The sequence below is a fragment of the Erythrobacter sp. KY5 genome (assembly GCF_003264115.1).
GTDB lineage: Bacteria > Pseudomonadota > Alphaproteobacteria > Sphingomonadales > Sphingomonadaceae > Erythrobacter.
Map to the genome: position 1 here is coordinate 3,006,825 of NZ_CP021912.1, position 18,011 is coordinate 3,024,835.

General features: G+C 60.0%; 9 protein-coding genes. 5 read left to right on the forward strand and 4 right to left on the reverse strand.

Going from position 1 to position 18,011, the window contains the following annotated elements:
* The first annotated feature begins 78 nt into the window (after positions 1–78).
* The gene (locus CD351_RS14225; RefSeq protein WP_111993250.1) at positions 79–3,294 is read left to right on the forward strand and encodes a bifunctional cytochrome P450/NADPH--P450 reductase; all 3,216 of its coding nucleotides are present in this window, start codon (positions 79–81) and stop codon (positions 3,292–3,294) included.
* Positions 3,295–3,314: 20 nt separating this feature from the next.
* Here CD351_RS14225 and CD351_RS14230 read toward each other — a convergent pair whose 3' ends face one another.
* Genes CD351_RS14230 through CD351_RS14240 form a run of 3 tightly spaced genes read right to left on the reverse strand, consistent with a single transcriptional unit; the run spans position 3,315 to position 8,400 of the window.
* Positions 3,315–5,390, reverse strand: a complete 2,076-nt coding sequence (locus CD351_RS14230; protein WP_199797880.1) for a glycoside hydrolase family 97 protein — start codon at positions 5,388–5,390, stop codon at positions 3,315–3,317.
* A gap of 23 nt (positions 5,391–5,413) precedes the next feature.
* Positions 5,414–6,793: an alpha-amylase family glycosyl hydrolase gene (locus tag CD351_RS14235; RefSeq protein WP_111993251.1), complete on the reverse strand. Its 1,380-nt coding sequence runs from the start codon at positions 6,791–6,793 to the stop codon at positions 5,414–5,416.
* Positions 6,793–8,400: an MFS transporter gene (locus tag CD351_RS14240; RefSeq protein ID WP_111993252.1), complete on the reverse strand. Its 1,608-nt coding sequence runs from the start codon at positions 8,398–8,400 to the stop codon at positions 6,793–6,795. The genes CD351_RS14235 and CD351_RS14240 overlap by 1 nt, the downstream gene beginning before the upstream one ends.
* A 353-nt stretch (positions 8,401–8,753) precedes the next feature.
* On the opposite strand from CD351_RS14240, the gene CD351_RS14245 reads away from it, so the two are divergent.
* From CD351_RS14245 to CD351_RS14260, 4 genes are read left to right on the forward strand one after another with little or no spacing between them, the layout of a single operon-like run.
* On the forward strand, positions 8,754–10,517 hold the full coding sequence (locus CD351_RS14245; protein ID WP_111993253.1) for an alpha-amylase family glycosyl hydrolase: 1,764 nt from the start codon (positions 8,754–8,756) through the stop codon (positions 10,515–10,517).
* Positions 10,514–12,169, forward strand: coding sequence for an alpha-glucosidase (locus CD351_RS14250; protein ID WP_111993254.1), 1,656 nt, complete (start codon positions 10,514–10,516; stop codon positions 12,167–12,169). Before CD351_RS14245 ends, CD351_RS14250 begins: the two co-directional genes overlap by 4 nt.
* 3 nt (positions 12,170–12,172) lie before the next feature.
* On the forward strand, positions 12,173–13,201 hold the full coding sequence (locus CD351_RS14255) for a LacI family DNA-binding transcriptional regulator (RefSeq protein ID WP_111993255.1): 1,029 nt from the start codon (positions 12,173–12,175) through the stop codon (positions 13,199–13,201).
* 1 nt (position 13,202) lies between these two features.
* The gene (locus tag CD351_RS14260; protein WP_111993256.1) at positions 13,203–14,726 is read left to right on the forward strand and encodes a tryptophan halogenase family protein; all 1,524 of its coding nucleotides are present in this window, start codon (positions 13,203–13,205) and stop codon (positions 14,724–14,726) included.
* 94 nt (positions 14,727–14,820) lie between these two features.
* Here the strand turns inward: CD351_RS14260 and CD351_RS14265 are convergent, their stop codons facing one another.
* On the reverse strand, positions 14,821–17,529 hold the full coding sequence (locus CD351_RS14265) for a TonB-dependent receptor (RefSeq protein ID WP_234027147.1): 2,709 nt from the start codon (positions 17,527–17,529) through the stop codon (positions 14,821–14,823).
* Positions 17,530–18,011 lie beyond the last annotated feature (482 nt).

An 18,011-nucleotide genomic window follows, 5' to 3' on the forward strand; every position in this document is an offset into this window, starting at 1 on the left:
AATGCCGAGCGCGGCCGCGTCCAGAGCGGATGCCTTCGCGGCTTTTCACTCTCGCAATTGTCTGGCAGACAACAAAACATGGCCACAAACGCGACGCTCACACCCATCCCGCAACCTCCCGGCAAGCCGCTGATCGGCAACGCCCTGACTGTGGATGCAAGTCAGCAGATCCAGTCGCTTATGCAGCTGGCCGAAGAATATGGCCCGATCTTCCAGCTCGACATGATGGGCACCGCGATTGTGATCGTATCGGGCGCGGATCTTGTCGCCGAAGTGTGCGACGAAAAGCGTTTCGACAAGTCGGTGCGCGGGCCGCTCAAACGCCTGCGGCTGATCGGCGGCGATGGCCTTTTCACCGGTGATACGGACGCGCCCAACTGGTCGAAGGCGCACAACATCCTGCTGCCCTCCTTCAGTCAGAAGGCGATGGGCAGCTACCTTCCGATGATGACCGACATTGCCACGCAGCTGGTCATGAAGTGGGAGCGGATGAACTCGGACGACGTGATCGACGTGCCCAAGGATATGATCCGCCTGACGCTCGACACGATTGGCGTTTGCGGTTTCGGGTACCGGTTCAATTCGTTCTACCGCGAAGACTTCCACCCCTTCATCCGCGCGCTCACCCGCACGCTGGAGACAACGCAGAAGATACGCGGAATTCCGGGCGAGAAGCTGCTCAAGAGCGACGCTGTGAAACAGCTGCACCGCGATGCGAAATACATGAACAACCTCGTCGACGAGATCATTCGCGAACGCCAGCGCAGCGGCGGCGACGGGCCGGAAGACCTGCTCGATTTCATGCTTTCGGGCCGCGACCCGCTGACCGGGGAGAGGCTGTCGGATGAGAACATCCGCTATCAGATCAACACCTTCCTGATCGCGGGCCACGAAACGACATCGGGTCTCCTATCCTTCACGCTTTACTATCTGCTCAAGAACCGCGACGTGCTGACCCGCGCCTATGCCGAGGTCGACACCGTCCTTGGCCGCAATATCGACCAGCCGCCAAGCCTCAAGCAGATCGGCCAGCTCCCTTACATCCGCGCGATCCTGTTCGAGGCGCTGCGCCTGTGGCCGACCGCGCCCGCCTTTGGCCTTGCCCCGTTCGAAGACGAAGTGCTGGGCGGCAAGTACCTGATCCCCAAGGGCACGTTCACGACCGTCCTCATCCCCTCGCTCCATCGTGACAATTCGGTCTGGGGCGAAAATCCTGAGAAGTTCGACCCCGAAAACTTCGCTCCCGAGGCCGAAGCCGCGCGGCCCGTCCATGCTTACAAGCCTTTCGGAAACGGCCAGCGCGCCTGCATCGGGCGGCAGTTTGCGATCCAGGAATCGATCCTGGTCCTTGCGATGATCCTCCAGCGGTTCGAGCTGTTCGACCATTCCGACTACAAGCTCGACATCAAAGAGACTTTGTCGATCAAGCCCGACGAATTCACGATCAAGGCGCGGATGCGCAAGGATGTGGAACGCGGCGGCAAGGTGACCGAAGACACGGACGAAGCGGCAATTGAGCGCGCCGCACCCAAAGTCGCCAAACACGGCACGCCGCTGCTCGTCCTTTACGGATCGAACCTGGGATCAAGCGAAAGCTTCGCCCGCGAAGTCGCGCAGAAGGGGGAATTCAACGGCTTCGACGTCGAGATGGCCCCGCTCGACGATTATGTCGGCAAGCTGCCCGATGGCGGTGCGGTTGCGATTGCGTGCGCGTCATACAACGGCATGCCGCCCGACAATGCCGCCAGGTTCGTTGACTGGATCGAAAGCAAGGACGGCGCTGCGCCCGACCTCTCCCACGTATCCTACATGATGCTCGGCTGCGGTAATTCCGACTGGGCGGCGACCTTTCAGGCTGTACCGCGCCTGATCGATGCGCGAATGGAAGAGCTTGGCGCGAAGCGGATCGTCCCCACCACCGAACTCGACGCGCGCAGCGATGTCGACACGCAATTCCACACCTGGCTCGATGCGCTGATGCCGCAGCTGGGTGAGCATTTCGACCTCGACCTTTCGGGCGAGGCTGCCGGGATTGCAGAGCCGCTCTACAAGGTCGAAGTCACGCAGAGCGTTACCGCCAACACGGTCGCCTCGCGCGTGGGAGCGCATGCGGTGCGGATGGTCGCCAATCGCGAGCTCAAGAACACCGACATGGGCGAAGGGCGCTCGACCCGGCATATCGAAGTCGAACTGGCCGATGGCGAGACATACCAGCCGGGCGATCACCTGTGCGTCGTGCCTGAAAATGACGATGCCGTGGTCGAACGGCTGCTGCACCGCTTCAATCTCGATGCGGACACCTATGTTCGGATCGAATCGCGCAGCGAAATGCGCGGCCCCTTCCCAAGCGGCAGTACCTTCTCGGTCTACAATCTCGCCAAGACGGCAGGCGAATTGCAGGCGGTCGCAACGCGCAAGGACATTGCAACGCTGGCGCTCTATACCGAGTGTCCGAATTCGAAACCGGAACTTGAAAAGCTTGCCCAGCCGCCAGCCGATGACGGGACGGACCAGTATGCAACCGATGTTCTGGCCAAGCGCAAATCGGTGCTCGACCTGCTGGAGGAATACCCCGCCTGCGACCTTCCGCTGGCGGTATTTCTCGAGATGATCCCGTTCCTTTCCCCGCGTTACTATTCGATCTCATCAGCGCCCGGAGACACCCCTCAGACGTGTTCAATCACCGTCGGCGTCGTCAAAGGACCGGCACTTTCGGGCAAAGGCACATTTAAAGGGACGTGCTCGAATTACCTCGCTGAACTTGAGCCGGGTGCATCCTTCAACGCCGTTGTGCGCGAACCGACTGCGAATTTCCGCCTGCCGGACGATCCCATGGTGCCGCTCATCATGGTCGGACCGGGAACAGGCCTCGCGCCGTTTCGCGGTTTCCTGCAGGCGCGCGATGCGCTTGCCAATTCGGGCAAGGAATTGGGGGGCGCGCGGCTCTATTTCGGATGCCGGACCCCGGAAGAGGACTACCTCTATCGCGACGAGCTTGAGGATTACGACAAGCGCGGAATTGTCACCTTGCGCACCGCTTTCTCACGCATTGGCGAAGGCAATTGCTACGTGCAGAACCACATCGCAGAAGATGCCGACGCAATCTGGCAGATGCTTGAGGCAGGTGGCCGCGTCTATGTCTGCGGCGACGGCGCGCGGATGGAGCCGGACGTGCGCGCGGCGCTGGCCAAAATCCACAGCGACAAGACCGGCTCCACACCAGCCGAGGCGCAAAGCTGGATCGGTGAGCTTATCGCGAACGGGCGCTATTCACTCGACGTCTGGGTCGGGTGAAGCGCGCCACTTAGTCCCGCTCAATCGCGCGCGATAAAGCGCACCGCGACCCCGCCCGATGACGCAAGTTTTGCCTCCATGGTGCCGCCGCCGGTGACTTCGATCTCTTCGATGACAAGCGCGTAGGGGTTGGTGTCCCAATGCGCGCCATCGCCGTCGCGATAGACCTGTGCGGTGTAATTCTTGCCTTCTTCGAGGAAATCGAGCGGCAGCGTGAGATCACGCTCCTCCTCATCGGTCACAGCGCCGAGGAACCACTCGCCGCCTGCGCGCCCTTTGCGCGCAATCGCAACATATTCGCCCACTTCGCCCGCGATGGCCACGCTCTCTTCCCAATCTGCCTCCACGTCCTTGATGAACTGGAAAGCGTCCATCTTCGCCTCGTAATTCTCAGGCAGGTCGGCCGCCATCTGGAGCGGTGAATAGAGCACCACGTATAGCGCCAGCTGCTTTGCGAGCGTCGTCTGCGGACGGTTCGAAGGATCGCCGCGCTGCATGTCCTCGCGCACTGGGGGCCGTTCGTTTGGACGCAGGTCAAAGATGCCCGGCGTGTAGTCCATCGGCCCGGACAGCATCCGGGTATAGGCGAGGATCGAGATGTGGTCTGTCGGGTTAGGCGGGCTGCCCCATGCGTTGAACTCCATCCCGCGCGCGCCTTCGCGGGTCATCCAGTTGGGATAGGTGCGACGCAGCCCGGTGTCCTTCACCGGCTCGTGCGCGTTGATCGAGATCCGGTGGCGAGCCGCTGCTTCGACCGCGCGCAGGTGGTGGCCGACCATGAACTGGCTGTCGTGCCATTCGTACTGCTTCACGCCGTTTTCGTCATAACGAACGATATCGCCTGCGTCGGCCACGTATCCGGTCTTCACCTCGCGCACGCCGTTGGCGGCATAGAGCGCAAAGGCGTCCTCCATCTGCGCTTCATAATTGGCGACGTTGCCACTGGTTTCGTGGTGACCGATGATGCGCACGCCCTTGTCGGCGGCGTAGTCAGCCAGCATCGGCAGGTCGAAATCGGGATAGGCCTGCGTGAAGTCGAACAATTCGCCATTGTTGAACCAGTCACCGTCCCAGCCGATATTCCAGCCCTCCACCAGCACCCCGTTGAAGCCATGCTCTGCCGCAAAGTCGATGTAGCGCATCACATCTTCGTTGTTCGCGCCGTGAATGCCGTCATTGCCCCAGGTGCGCTCGCGAATATGCATCGCCCACCAGATGCCGATATATTTGCCCGGCTCCACCCACGAGACATCGCCGAGCTTGTTCGGCTCGTTGAGATTGAGAATGATGTCGGAGTTGATGAGGCCAGCGGCATCAGGTGCAATCTGGATCGTACGCCAGGGTGATTTGAAAGGCGCCTTGGTGTGGACCTTGATCCCGTCAGAGCCTGCACGCAACGCGGCCTCGAAGCTGCCGGGACGTAGCGCGAGCAGCGACATGGCCGAATAATCAACCAGCGCGGCTTCGTGGATCGAGATGTGCAGGCCATCGGGCTGGCGGAAGGTCACAGGGGTATGCGCATCGTCGACGATCGCTGCCTTGCCCTTGCGGTAAATGTATTCGTAGCGGTTGAACTGGCGGCTCGGCGTCCACCACGCATTGGCGTCCGGGCCGATAGAGAACTGGGTCAGCTCATCTGTGATGCGGATATCGCCTGAAAGCGCGTCCTGCTCAGGCAGTTCATAGCGAAATCCGACACCGGTATCGAAGACGCGGAAACGCACGACCATAGAGCGCGCCGGACCCTCGGATGCGCCAAAAGTTACGACAAGTTCATTGTGGTGATCGCGCACATAGCGGCGCTCACCCCACGGTTGCTCCCAAGTGTCGTCATTTGAAACGCGCGCCGATGCGGTGATCGCAAGGTCGTTTTCAAAGCCGTGATGATCGGCGAACAAAAGGCCGAGGCGCGATGTATCGACTGCCTGATCGCCGTCATGCGTGATCCGGTAGCTTGCGTGCCCGCCATCGTCGCTGACGCTGACGGTGATCCGGCCATCAGGTGACGCGACCGTCAGCGTCTCCGCCTTCAAAGGCAGCGCGACCGCTATCGTCAGAGCGAGCAGAGCAGAAAACTTGATCCCGGTATGCAACATGGTGCTCTCCAATCAGAATGGGCTTAGTTGGCAGTGAAAATCCGATAGCCCCACGCACCAAGCGTCAGCGACGTACCGTCCTCGAACTCGTTCGCTTCACCTGAAAGCGCGTCGGTGAAGCTGCCGTGATGGCGGGCGAAATCAAACGTCACCGTGCGCTCGCGCCCGGAGAGGTTGAAGACGCCGAAAACACGGTCCTCGCCTTTGCCTCTGACGAACGCAAAAACATCGTCGTCTGCGCTGGTCGGGACATCGACCATCGGCGCACCCCATGCACCGTTCCACAGAGCGCGCTCTTGAGTTTTCAAGGCAATAAGCTGGCGCAAGAGCGGATCATACTCGCCGACCTTCCACTCAATCTCGTCCTTCTCGAAAAAGGCGAGCTGGCGGTCGAGATCGGCTTCCTGACCATTGTAGATCAGTGGAATGCCGTGCGCGGTGAAGCTCAATGCAATGGCGGTCTTATAGGCGGGACCATAGATATCCGATGCGACACCATCCCACGAATTCTGGTCGTGATTGTCGGTGTAGGTCATGCGCATTGCCGCGTGCGGCCAGCTTACCTTTTGCGTGGCGAAGTAACCGCGCATGGCGCTCGCATCAGTATCGCCCTTCGCGATTTTCTGCATGACCTCTTTCCAGCCCCATGCATAAGTCGCATCGAAGGCACCTCGGTGCAGGTCGCGCGTCTCCCACTCGGCGAGCATGAAAACCGGCTTGATCGCGTCAAGCTCGGCGCGCGCGGTTTCCCAGAAGTCGGTCGGGACATATCCAGCGACATCCGCGCGGTATCCGTCCACGCCGAACTCGCGCACCCAATAGGCGAGGCTCCCGGTCATGTATTCACGAAGGCCCGGGTTGGAGAAGTCGAAGTCGACCACGTCGGACCAGTCGGTCCCTTCAGGCGGCATCATCTCGCCTTCGGGTGTGCGTGTGTACCATTCGGGATTGCTCTGGGTCAGCGGATTGTCCCAGGCCGAGTGGTTCGCCACCCAGTCGAGAATAACTTTCAGACCCTGCTCATGAGCTGCATCAACGAAGGCGCGAAATTCTTCCTCTGTGCCGAGGTCCGGATTGACCGCGCGATAGTCGAGCACCGAATAGGGGCTACCCATGACGCCTTTTCGCTTTGCCTCGCCAATCGGGTGGATCGGCATCAGCCAGACGATATCGACGCCCATTTCGGCGAGGCGCGGCAGGTGTTCCTGCGCAGCGGCGAAGGTGCCTTCCTGCGTAAACTGTCGCGTGTTCATCTGGTAGATGACCGCATCCGCCGCCCATTCAGGTGCCTCGATCTGCACGTAAGGCTGCGGCTCGTAAGAGGTCGCCGTGTCAGACCCGATAGCCGCGTCACACGCACTCAGCGCCAATGCGGCGGTCAGTGTCAATCCGATACGCAGCATCACGATGCCTCCTTCAGCTGGGCCTGCCGTTCGAGGATCGCGCTGGTCCCGTCGGTTACGAAGAAAGTCGCGACGGCTGCGAGCGCAAACGAGATTGCCGAAATCATCATCGCGTAGATCGGTGCGCCATCGAAGAACGTCGTCAGCAGGAAGCCGAGCAACGTCGCGGCGATCAGCTGCGGCACGACGATGAAGATGTTGAAGATGCCCATGTAAATGCCCATTTTCTTCGCAGGCACCGACCCGGCAAGGATCGCGTAAGGCAGCGACACGATCGAGGCCCAAGCGATCCCGACCGCCACCATCGGCAGCCATAACAGCCCCGGATCGCGGATCAGCAGCATCGCAGCAAAGCCGACTGCGCCGATGGCCAGATTGAGTGCATGCAGTCGGCAACGATCCATCTTTGCAGCGATGATAATGAAGCCGAGCGCAGCCGCCGCAGCGATCCCGTTGCGAACCGAACCAAGCAGGCTCCACCAGTCGGCCGCATCCTGATACCCCTGCGTCACCGGATCGGGCGAGGCGAAGTGGAATTCGGCCACCGCGGGCGTGCCGTAAATCCACATCGAGAACATCGCGAACCAGCTGAAGAACTGCACCACGGCCAGCTGTCGCATCGTCTTTGGCATGGCGAAGAGGTCGTTGACGACTTCCATAAAGCCATTCTCGTCACGCCCGCTCTTGCGCAGGAAAGAGGCGATGAACTGGATAATGCCGAAAGCAGCGATCAGTCCGGCAAGGACGTAAAGCTCCTGAGCGATTTCCAGGTCGCCTATCCATGCAGGTCGCGGATCGGTGCGTGCGGTCATTACGAGCGCTGCAAAAGCGATGCCGATAATGATCCAGAGCAGCCCGCCACGCTGGAACTGCGCAGCGCTGCGGCGGGTGGTGGAGGCATTGTCCGGAGTAACGCCCAGCGCTTCGTGCCGCGCCGCCTCAAACCCGGCGAGCTGTTCGGGACTGTATTCTTTGGTCTTGAAAACTGTCCAGCAGACGGCCGCTAACAGGGCAGCACCGCCAATGTAAAACGCCCATTGCACCGTTTCGGGGATCTGCCCCTCGGGCGCGACGTTGCTCAGTCCCATCCAGTTGGTCATCACCCAGGGCAGAGCGCCTGCGATCACCGCGCCAACGCCAATGAAAAAGCTCTGCATCGCATAACCGCGCGTTCGCTGCCGGTCGGGCAGGTTGTCGCCGACAAAGGCGCGGAATGGCTCCATCGTGATGTTGAGCGAGGCGTCCATGATCCACAGCATCCCCGCCGCGATCCAGAGCGTTGGCGAGTTGGGCATGATGAACAAGGCCAGCGTCGCGAGCAGCGCACCTACGAGGAAATAAGGGCGACGACGCCCGAACCGGCCCCAGGTGTTGTCGGACAAATGCCCGATAATCGGCTGCACGATCAGGCCGGTCATCGGCGCTGCAATCCACAGGATCGCAAGCTCGTTCACCTCGGCTCCCAGCGTCTGGAAAATCCGGCTGACATTGCCGTTCTGAAGGTCGAAGCCGATCTGGATGCCAAGAAAGCCGAAGCTCATGTTCCATATCTGGCCCGCATTCATTGCCGGCTTGCGCGCAGAGCCAGTGGCCGCTGCCTGATTCATCGCTAGTATCCCTCTCCTGCGCCCGCCCGTGTTTAGCTCACGGTGCTCTCGCGCTTCCCGATTGGCGTGTCCCATATACCAACCTTCGAGCGCGCAGTGTGGCGCTTATGCAAAAATTTGCAAGAATCTTTGATAAAGATGTGCGGAAAGTCGCCATTCAAGGCGGATGTGGCGATCTATCTTATTGATAATAAAAATTATATTTGCATCACCTTGCAAGAAGGCAAATTTTCACAAACAATTGCAAAACTGGGCTCGTGGTGGCAATCAGTCGATGGGAGGATTGGATGAGCAAACGAATCTGGCTTTCATGCCTCGCAGCGCTTTCGCTGAGCGGGGGCGGTGCCTGGGCTATGACTGAGCCATCGACAAGCGAATCGAGCTTCCGCGATCGGTTGCCTGAAGACGAGGTGGTCTATTTCGTCCTGCCAGACCGTTTTGCCAATGGCGATACGTCAAACGATCGCGGCGGCGTCACCGGAACAGCGCTCGATCACGGCTATGATCCAACGCATAAAGGTTTCTATCACGGCGGCGACCTTGCCGGCCTGACCGCGCGGCTCGACTACCTCGAAGGCATGGGCGTCACCGCAATCTGGTTTGCACCGATCTTCAAGAACAAGCCTGTACAGGGGCCGCAAGGCCAGGAAAGCGCAGGGTATCATGGATACTGGGTGACCGACTTCACCAGCATCGACCCGCATTTCGGGACCAATGATGAGTTCAAGGCCTTTGTCGATGCAGCCCATGCGCGCGGGATGAAGGTCTATATGGACATCATCACCAACCACACTGCCGACGTGATCCAGTATGAAGAAGGCTACGAATATCGCAGCCTCGCCGACTATCCCTACACGCGGCGCGGTGGCGTGAATGGAGAGCCGATCAACGAAGGTTTCCTTGGCGACGATGTCCAGACGGCGGAGAATTTCGCCAGGCTTACCTCGCCCGATTACGCCAACGTGCCGTTCGTTCCCGAGGCGGAGCGAGATGCGAAAGTGCCCGCCTGGCTGAACGATCCGATCTATTACCACAACCGAGGCAGCACGACTTTCAGCGGTGAGAACAGCCGCTATGGCGATTTTGCCGGGCTTGACGATCTCTACACAGAGCATCCGCGCGTGCTCGAAGGGATGATCGACATCTATTCCAGCTGGATAACCCGCTTTGGCATTGATGGCTTCCGCATCGACACCGCGAAGCACGTAAACCCCGAATTCTGGCAATCCTTCGTACCAGCCATGCTCGAAACCGCCGAGGCCGAGGGCATTCCCAATTTCCTGATCTTCGGCGAGGTCTATTCGGCAAGTCCCAACAGCGGATATCTGGCTCAGTTCACCCGCCGCGACGGGTTTCCCGCCGTGCTCGACTTCGCATTTCAGGCCGCGATGCACGAAGCGATCGGCCGCGGAGCACCCACCACGGTGATCGTCGACATGTTCGATGGCGATGTGAATTACGAAGGCGGAGAGGATGCAGCGCGGGCCATGCCGACCTTCCTCGGCAATCATGACATGGGCCGCTTTTCGACGCTGATAAAAGCCGACAATCCCGATATCTCACAGGACGAATTGCTCTCGCGGGTGAAGCTGGGCCACGCGATGATGATGACGCTGCGCGGCAATCCGGTGATCTATTACGGCGACGAGCAGGGCTTTGTCGGCGATGGAAATGACCAGGCCGCACGCGAGGACATGTTCCCCAGCCTGACCGACAGCTACAACGACAACGCGCTGATCGGCACCGATGCGACCACGGCCGATGAAAACTTCGACACGGCGCACCCGCTTTATGAACTGGTTCGCGAATTCGCGAAGGTTCGCGCCGATCACGCGGCGCTTCGCCGGGGCAGGCAGGTCACGCGCACCTATAACGATACCGGACCCGGTCTCATCAGCTTCTCTCGCTTCGATCCTGAGACGGGCGGCGAATATCTGCTCGCTTTCAACACTTCGGGTGATGCCTTGAGCGCGTCCTCGACGATCGGCTACACCGCGCGCAAGCTTCAAACGCTGAGCGGCTCGTGCCCCGCCGAGGTTTCGGCACCGGGGAGCGTAGCTGTCGAGTTTAGGCCGTATGGCTGGTGCATCGCACGTGTTTCCGGGGCAGCCGAATGAGCGAAATGACAGAAATGAAAAGCCGAACGGTGACCAGCGGCGCCCAGTGGTGGCGCGGCGCTGTAATCTACCAGATCTATCCGCGCAGTTTCCGCGACACCAACGCTGACGGCATCGGTGACCTGCGCGGTGTGGTCGAAGGGCTCGACTACATCGCTTCGCTCGGCGTGGACGGGATATGGATTTCGCCTTTCTTCACTTCGCCGATGAAGGATTTCGGATACGATGTTTCCGACTATTGCGGCATCGACCCCACCTTCGGGACATTCGAGGATTTCGACGCGGTCATTGCCAAGGCGCACGAGCTGGGCCTGAAGGTTATCATCGACCAGGTCTATTCGCACACCTCGGACGAACACGCCTGGTTTCAGGAAAGCCGGCGCGACCGCGATAATCCGAAGGCGGACTGGTATGTCTGGGCCGATCCAAAGCCCGATGGCTCACCGCCATCGAACTGGCAGTCGGTTTTCGGCGGGTCTTCGTGGCAGTGGGATGGTCCGCGCAGGCAATATTACCTGCACAATTTCCTCACCAGCCAGCCTGATCTCAATGTCCATAACCGGCAAGTGCAGAACGCGCTGCTCGACGTTGCACGCTTCTGGCTGGATCGCGGAGTAGACGGGTTTCGGCTCGATGCGCTCAACTTCTCGATGCACGATCCCGAATTGCGCGACAATCCGCCCTCTGGCGTGCCGATGAGCCAGGTTACGCGGCCCTTCGACATGCAGATCAAGCGCTACAATCAGAGCCATGCCGACATTCCGGCATTCCTTGAGCGCATTCGCGCGACCATCGACGAATATCCCGGTCGTTTCACTGTCGCTGAAGTGGGAGGGCCCGAACCCCTCGAAGAGATGAAGGCGTTCACCGATGGCGGCAAGCGGCTCGATTCCGCCTACAATTTCGATTTCCTGTACGCGCCGGACCTGACGGCGGAGCGGGTGCGCAGCTCGCTCGCCAACTGGGACCAGACACCGGGCGAAGGCTGGCCATCCTGGGCATTTTCAAATCACGACGCGCCGCGAGCGACCACGCGCTGGGCAGGCGATGACGACTTCGAAAAGACCGCTCGGCTCAGCATGTTGCTGCTCTTGTCGCTACGCGGCAATCCGATCATCTATCAGGGCGAGGAATTGGGCTTGCCGCAGGGGCACGTCGCCTTTGCCGATCTGCAGGATCCGGAGGCCATCATCAACTGGCCGCATACGCTGGGCCGCGATGGCGCACGCACGCCTATGCCGTGGTCAGCCGAAGCGCCTCAGGCAGGGTTCTCTCAAGCCAACCGCACCTGGCTAAAGGTTGACCCCGATCATGCAGCGCGCGCGATTGACCGTCAGTCGGCAGAGCCCGGAGCAGTGCTGAATTACACCCGAAAGCTGCTTACCATCCGCAACGACAATCCGCCGCTCGTCAGCGGGTCTAGCGAGTTGCTCGACACGCCTGACGACATTGTCGCCTTCATCCGCCATGACGGCGGGGGCGAAGTCCTTTGCGCCTTCAACCTTGGCCAATCGCCAATCGAATGGTCGCCGCCCGATCGCTTCAAGTCAGCCACAACTATCGCAAGCGAGGCGGTGGCTGAAACGCGCGAAGGCGTGCTAACGACCTTGGCGCCGCGAACGGGATATTGGGCGGCTATCGGGAGAAAGTAGGCGATGGGCTCGGCCGGTCTGAAATCCAGAAAGAACGCACGGCTGGAAGATATCGCGCGCCAGGCAGGCGTATCGATCTCGACCGTCAGCCGTGCGCTCAACGACAGCCCAGCGGTCAAGCGCCGGACCAAGCAGGAAATCTGGAAGATCGCGCGCGAGCACGATTACGATTTCCGCACCAACATGCCCAACGGGCCGGTTGGTGCAGAAGCAACCATTGCGGTGATCGTCCCCGCCCCGCAGGCGCGTGAGACGCGTGTGGCCGATCCTTTTTTCCTCGAATTGCTGGCAGGCATCGCCGAGGCCGCGCGCGAACGTAATGCCGATCTCGTCATCAGCCATGTCTTCCCGCGCTCAGCCGAAGATCTCGAATTCGCCATGACGACGAGCCGCGCGACCGGCATGATCTTCATCGGGCAGAGCTCGCTGCACCACGCTTTCAACAAACTGTCCGACACGAACGACAGGTTCGTCGTCTGGGGCGCAGAGTTTGGCGATGCACGATATTGTACCATCGGATCTGACAATGTCGCGGGCGGAAAGCGAGCCACCTCGCATCTGTTGCGACTTGGAAGGAAGCGCGTGCTTTTCCTGGGCGACACGGAAGCGCCCGAGGCCGAGCAGCGTCACCGTGGTTATCGGATTGCGCACACCGAGGCAGGCGTCGCTCTGGACGACAGCTTGACCTTGCCTGCGCACTTTGATGTGCATTCGGGCGAAGCGACCACGCGTGCGGCGATTGAACGCGGGATCGATTTCGATGCGGTGTTCGCCGCCAGTGATCTCATCGCGATTGGCGCCATCCGAGCCTTGACCAAGTCGGGCCGCTCGGTCCCCGGCGATGTCTCGGTGGTGGGTTATGACAACATTCCTGCCGCCCGGCTTGTTACCCCGCGGCTGACAACGATCGACCAGGACACGAACCTTGCAGGTCGGATGCTGGTATCCAAGCTTATCGACACGCAAGGGGCACAGGCCGTCTCGGAGCGCTTGGAGACGAGCCTCCTAATTCGGGAGAGTTGTGGCGGCTGATATGGCTGAGGACGCATACGCTCCGCTGAAAAGCATCGTCATCGTCGGCGGCGGAAGCGCCGGCTGGATGACCGCTGCTGCGCTGTCCGATGCATTGGGCAAGTCCTGTTCGATCACGCTCATCGAAAGCGAAGCCATCGGCACGGTCGGCGTGGGCGAGGCGACGATCCCTCCCATCCGCCAGTTCAACGCGCGCATCGGGATCGACGAGGCAACCTTTGTCAAGGAAACCGCAGGTTCTTTCAAACTCGGCATCCAGTTCGTCGACTGGTCGAGACTGGGCCACAGTTACTTCCATCCCTTCGGCCAGTACGGGGCCGAGTTCGATAAAGTGCCCTTCTACCATTACTGGATGCGCGAGGCGCTCAATGGCCGTGTCGAGGGGCCAATCGACGATTTTTCGATGTGCTGGGCGATGGCCAAGGCGGGTAAATTCGCGCGGCCTGAAGCCGACCGGCGCAAGATCCAGTCGACCTTCGATTACGCATACCACTTCGATGCCGGCCTCTACGCAGCCTTCTTGCGCCGCGTGTCCGAAGCACGCGGGGTGAAGCGGATCGAGGGGCGCGTTACGGACGTGATCCAGCGCGGCGAGGACGGCTTCATCGAGAGCGTCACGCTCGACAACGGCACCAGTGTTTCCGGCGAGTTATTCGTTGATTGCAGCGGATTTCGCGGCCTGCTCATCGAAGACACTTTGGAGGCAGGGTACGAGAATTGGCAGCATTGGCTCCCCTGCGACCGCGCAGTCGCCGTGCCTTGTGCCAAACAGTCCGATATCACGCCCTATACCCGGTCCACGGCGAAAGCGGCTGGCTGGCAATGGCGCATCCCGCTTCAGCATCGCACCGGCAACGGCTACGTCCATTGCAGCGAGTTCATTTCCGAGGATGAAGCGACCGAGACCCTGATGGGCTCGCTCGACCGTGAGGCGCAAGCGGACCCGCGCACGCTTCGCTTCGTCACCGGGCGCCGCAAGAAGTTCTGGGACAAGAATTGCGTCGCCATCGGCCTTTCTGCCGGGTTCATGGAGCCGCTGGAATCGACCAGCCTTCACCTGATCCAGTATGGCATCCTGCGGTTGATTGCGCTGTTACCCGATAGTGAGATGTCACCCCTTCTCGCACGCGAATATAATCGCCAGACGGCGGACGAATATGCGCGCATCCGCGACTTCCTGATCCTCCATTACAAGGCCACCACACGCGATGATGCAGAGCTGTGGCGGTATTGTTCTGCGATGGAAATTCCCGACACCCTGCAATACAAGATCGACCACTTCCGCAATTACGGCCTGCTGGTTGCCGATGAGCGCGAACTGTTCGCCAATCCCAGCTGGATCGCGGTCTATATGGGTCAGGACATCATGCCGCGCCGTGCCCCCGCGATTACTGAAATGCGGGATAATGTTCCTGTGCCACAGCGCATGCAGATGATTTCGCAAGCAATGCGCGAAGCGGTCGCGCAGATGCCGACGCATGCCGACTTCCTTGCGCGCCACTGCCCTTCCCCGCTCGCGAGCTGAGCGCGCTTTTCCATTCGATATTGCAAAGAAAAAGGGCCCGCCGATCGCTCGGCGGGCCCTCCCCGGTGTCCTGTAGGTTGCGACCCTTCAGGCTCTAGAAATTCTTGCGGATCGTGAAGTTGAACGTGCGTCCATAGACCTCGTGGCGGCTGGGGAACGTGCCCACCTGATTGCCGCCTGCACCGAACAGATCGTTCTGCGTCACGAACGGCTCGTTGGTCAGGTTGAACACCTCGATCAGGATACCGAGATCCTTGAGCGGACCGGCTTCTTCCTGGAAGGTGTAGCCAATTTGCGCATCGAGGATCGTCTCGTTCTGCGCGTCCGCACCGCTCAGCGATCCGTCGAAGTTTTGAACCTCGGACAGGAAGCCGCTGCGGTAACGGGCTGCGAGTTTCGCACGCCAGCCGTTGTTTTCGTAGAAGATGTCGCCCGACCAGGTCTGCTCCGAGTAACCCGGAATGGGTAGTGGAACCGCATTCTGGTCCTCGACCTCCGCATCGGCATAGGTGTAGCTGAAGAAGCCACCGAAGCCTTGGAGAGCAGGGGTCAGGTCAGCGAAGTCAACGCGGACGGTGCCTTCGATACCGGTGATCTTGCCGTCAGCAAAGTTGACCGGTCCGGCGAACACACCCGTCGCAAGTTCAGGCGCATTGGTCAGGATGCCGCCAAAACCGGCATTCTCGATCGGCTGCGTCAGGTCGATCAACTCGTTGAAGTCGATGATCCAGTCGGACAGGTCCTTGTGGAACGCAGCGATGATGATCGCACTGCCCGGCGAGAAATACTTCTCGAACGAGACATCGAACGATAGCGATTCATAGGGCTGCAGGAACGGGTTGCCGCCGCTCAGGTTGAAGCAAACAAGGTTAGGCGGATTGAATCCGATCACCGTATCCGGGATCTGATCGCCATCTGTATCGGCGCAGGCCAGCGGATTGGCGGTGATGTTCTGGTTCGCCGCCATCTGGTCAAGGCGGGCCCGCGTCACCGTCTTCGCAGCTGCCAGACGGATGAACGTATCCGTTGCAACTTCGAAGCTGAGGTTGAGGCTCGGCAGCCAGTCGTCGTAGCTCTCTTCGACGGTGTTGGTGAATCCGCCGCCGATCGTGCCGGTCGAAGACTGATCGGTGTCGGCATAGCGCAGGCCGATATTGCCGCGCACCGGAACCTCACCCAGCATGCCGTCGATGTTGGCCTGGATGTAGAAGTTGTGGACCTGCTCTTCGACGACCCATTCGGTGTCGAAAGTCGCCTTCTCGACGAGATAGGTGCCATCGGTCAGGAAGCCCGACGGATCATAGGCGAGGATATTCTGGCCCAGATCACCGGTGTCGGTAATCCCGACGATGCTGTTTGTCGGAACGGGAAGTCCGTCGCCGAACGCCGCTGTCGGGCGCAGGAAGGATTCGTTGGAGTCGAAGTTCTTCTCGCGATCGGTGTAGAGCCAGCCGAAGATGATGCTGTCGAGAAGTCCGCCGCCAAACTCCCACGATGCCTCAGCACGAAGCTGGTGCAGTTCGTCGTCGATAAGCGGCTGCTTGATGAAGCCCACCTGGCCCCAACCACCCGGGTCGGTCAGGAGAACATTCGCCGGATCGGTATAGTCCAGCAGACCGTCGATCGAATAGCGACCATTTTCCGGGAAGGTGAAGTTCAGCGTGTCCTGAGCACCGCCACGGGCACGCCCCGTTCCGGCGTAGGATTCGTAGTCGATATCCTGCCGATCGAGCGTCGAATAGCCGTAGTCGAACAAAAGTCCGAGATTGTCGGTGACGTTGAAATCGGCATTCGCTCCGATGGCGAAGATTTCGGATTCGCTGCCTTCGGTGTCGGTGCGAATGATCGGGACGACCGCCGAATATTGGGCGCTGTCGGCGAACGGGCCGCTGCCGGTCGCGCCATCGAATTGCGCACCGCTCCACGAAGCGATTGGCGTTTCCGTCCCGCGGAAGATGCCCGTATCCTGCGTGTCGGTGAAGAACGCGTCGATCATGAGCGAGAAATCGCTGCTCGGCTCGAACTGGAGCGAACCGGCGACCGATGTACGCTCAAACTCGCGGCTCACTGCGCCCTGACGCGGGTTGTCCGACGGGTAGATCAGGCCATTTGCGTCGGTAGAAACCTGGAACTGGTTGGTCTTCAGCTCGCGGCTGATGAAGTGGGTCGGGTTCGACTGAACCGTGACGCCCAGCGACCAACCCAGAGTGCCGTCAGCGTTCTGGTCGATATAGGACCCGAAGAAACGATAGCCATCGTCTGCAAAGTCAGGATTGCGCGAGCCGCTGTCGTTGATGACGTAAGTGGCCGAGGCGCTGACCTGGCGGTCGTTGAAGTCGAGCGGACGAACAGTGCGAAGGTCCACAGCACCGGCGATACCGATAGCAGCAAGGCGAGCATCGCCCGTCTTGTAGACGACACCCTGGCCGATCAACTCACTTGGAAACTGGTCGAACTCGATGCCGCGGTTGTTGCCTGCCGAAACGACTTCGCGGCCGTTAAGGAGCGCGAGGCTGAAGTCGGGACCAAGGCCACGGATCGAAATCTGCTGGGAGCGACCGCGCACACGCTGCGCGGTGACGCCCGGAAGGCGCGCGAGCGAGTCGGCGATCGACAGGTCGGGCAACTGCCCGAGGTCTTCAGCAGAGATCACCTCGACAATCGACGTGGCCTCCCGCTTCGTCTCAAGCGAGTTCTGGATAGCGCTGCGGATACCGGAGACGACAATCTCGTTGTCCTCGCTCTCTGCAACGGTTTCTTCCTGGCTGTCCTGTGCGACTGCAGGCGCAGCGGTGGCGACCAATGCCAAACCCGTGGCTGCAGTACACAGCAGACGAGTGTTAGCGGAGTAACGCTTCAATCCCATTCTATCTCTCCCCGACGCATCACGATCTGTGCGTGTTTGCAGTTTTTTTCATAGCTGCAAAACTCGCCCGCGTAAATCATGAATTGCGAAACGTTGATGACATGGTCGAAGTGTCATTTTATCATTTCCGGTCAGTACTTTACTGAAATTCGATGAGCTGAAGTCAGCAAATTCAGGGTAACTATCAACACATTGTGTCTGTGGTGTCACACTTTTGCATGCCCACCCGTTAGACGGCACCCTCTGGCTAAGGGGAACCTCTAGAATACCAACCCAATCAAAGGCTCTAAATAACGCTATTACAGTTACTTAGTCAGGCCCAATTGGATTCGCTCCGACGCTCTGTTAGCCTCTCGCCACGATCCGAACAGAACGAAGCGGCTTCATGCACCATGCAAGACTGGACTATATCCCTCGCA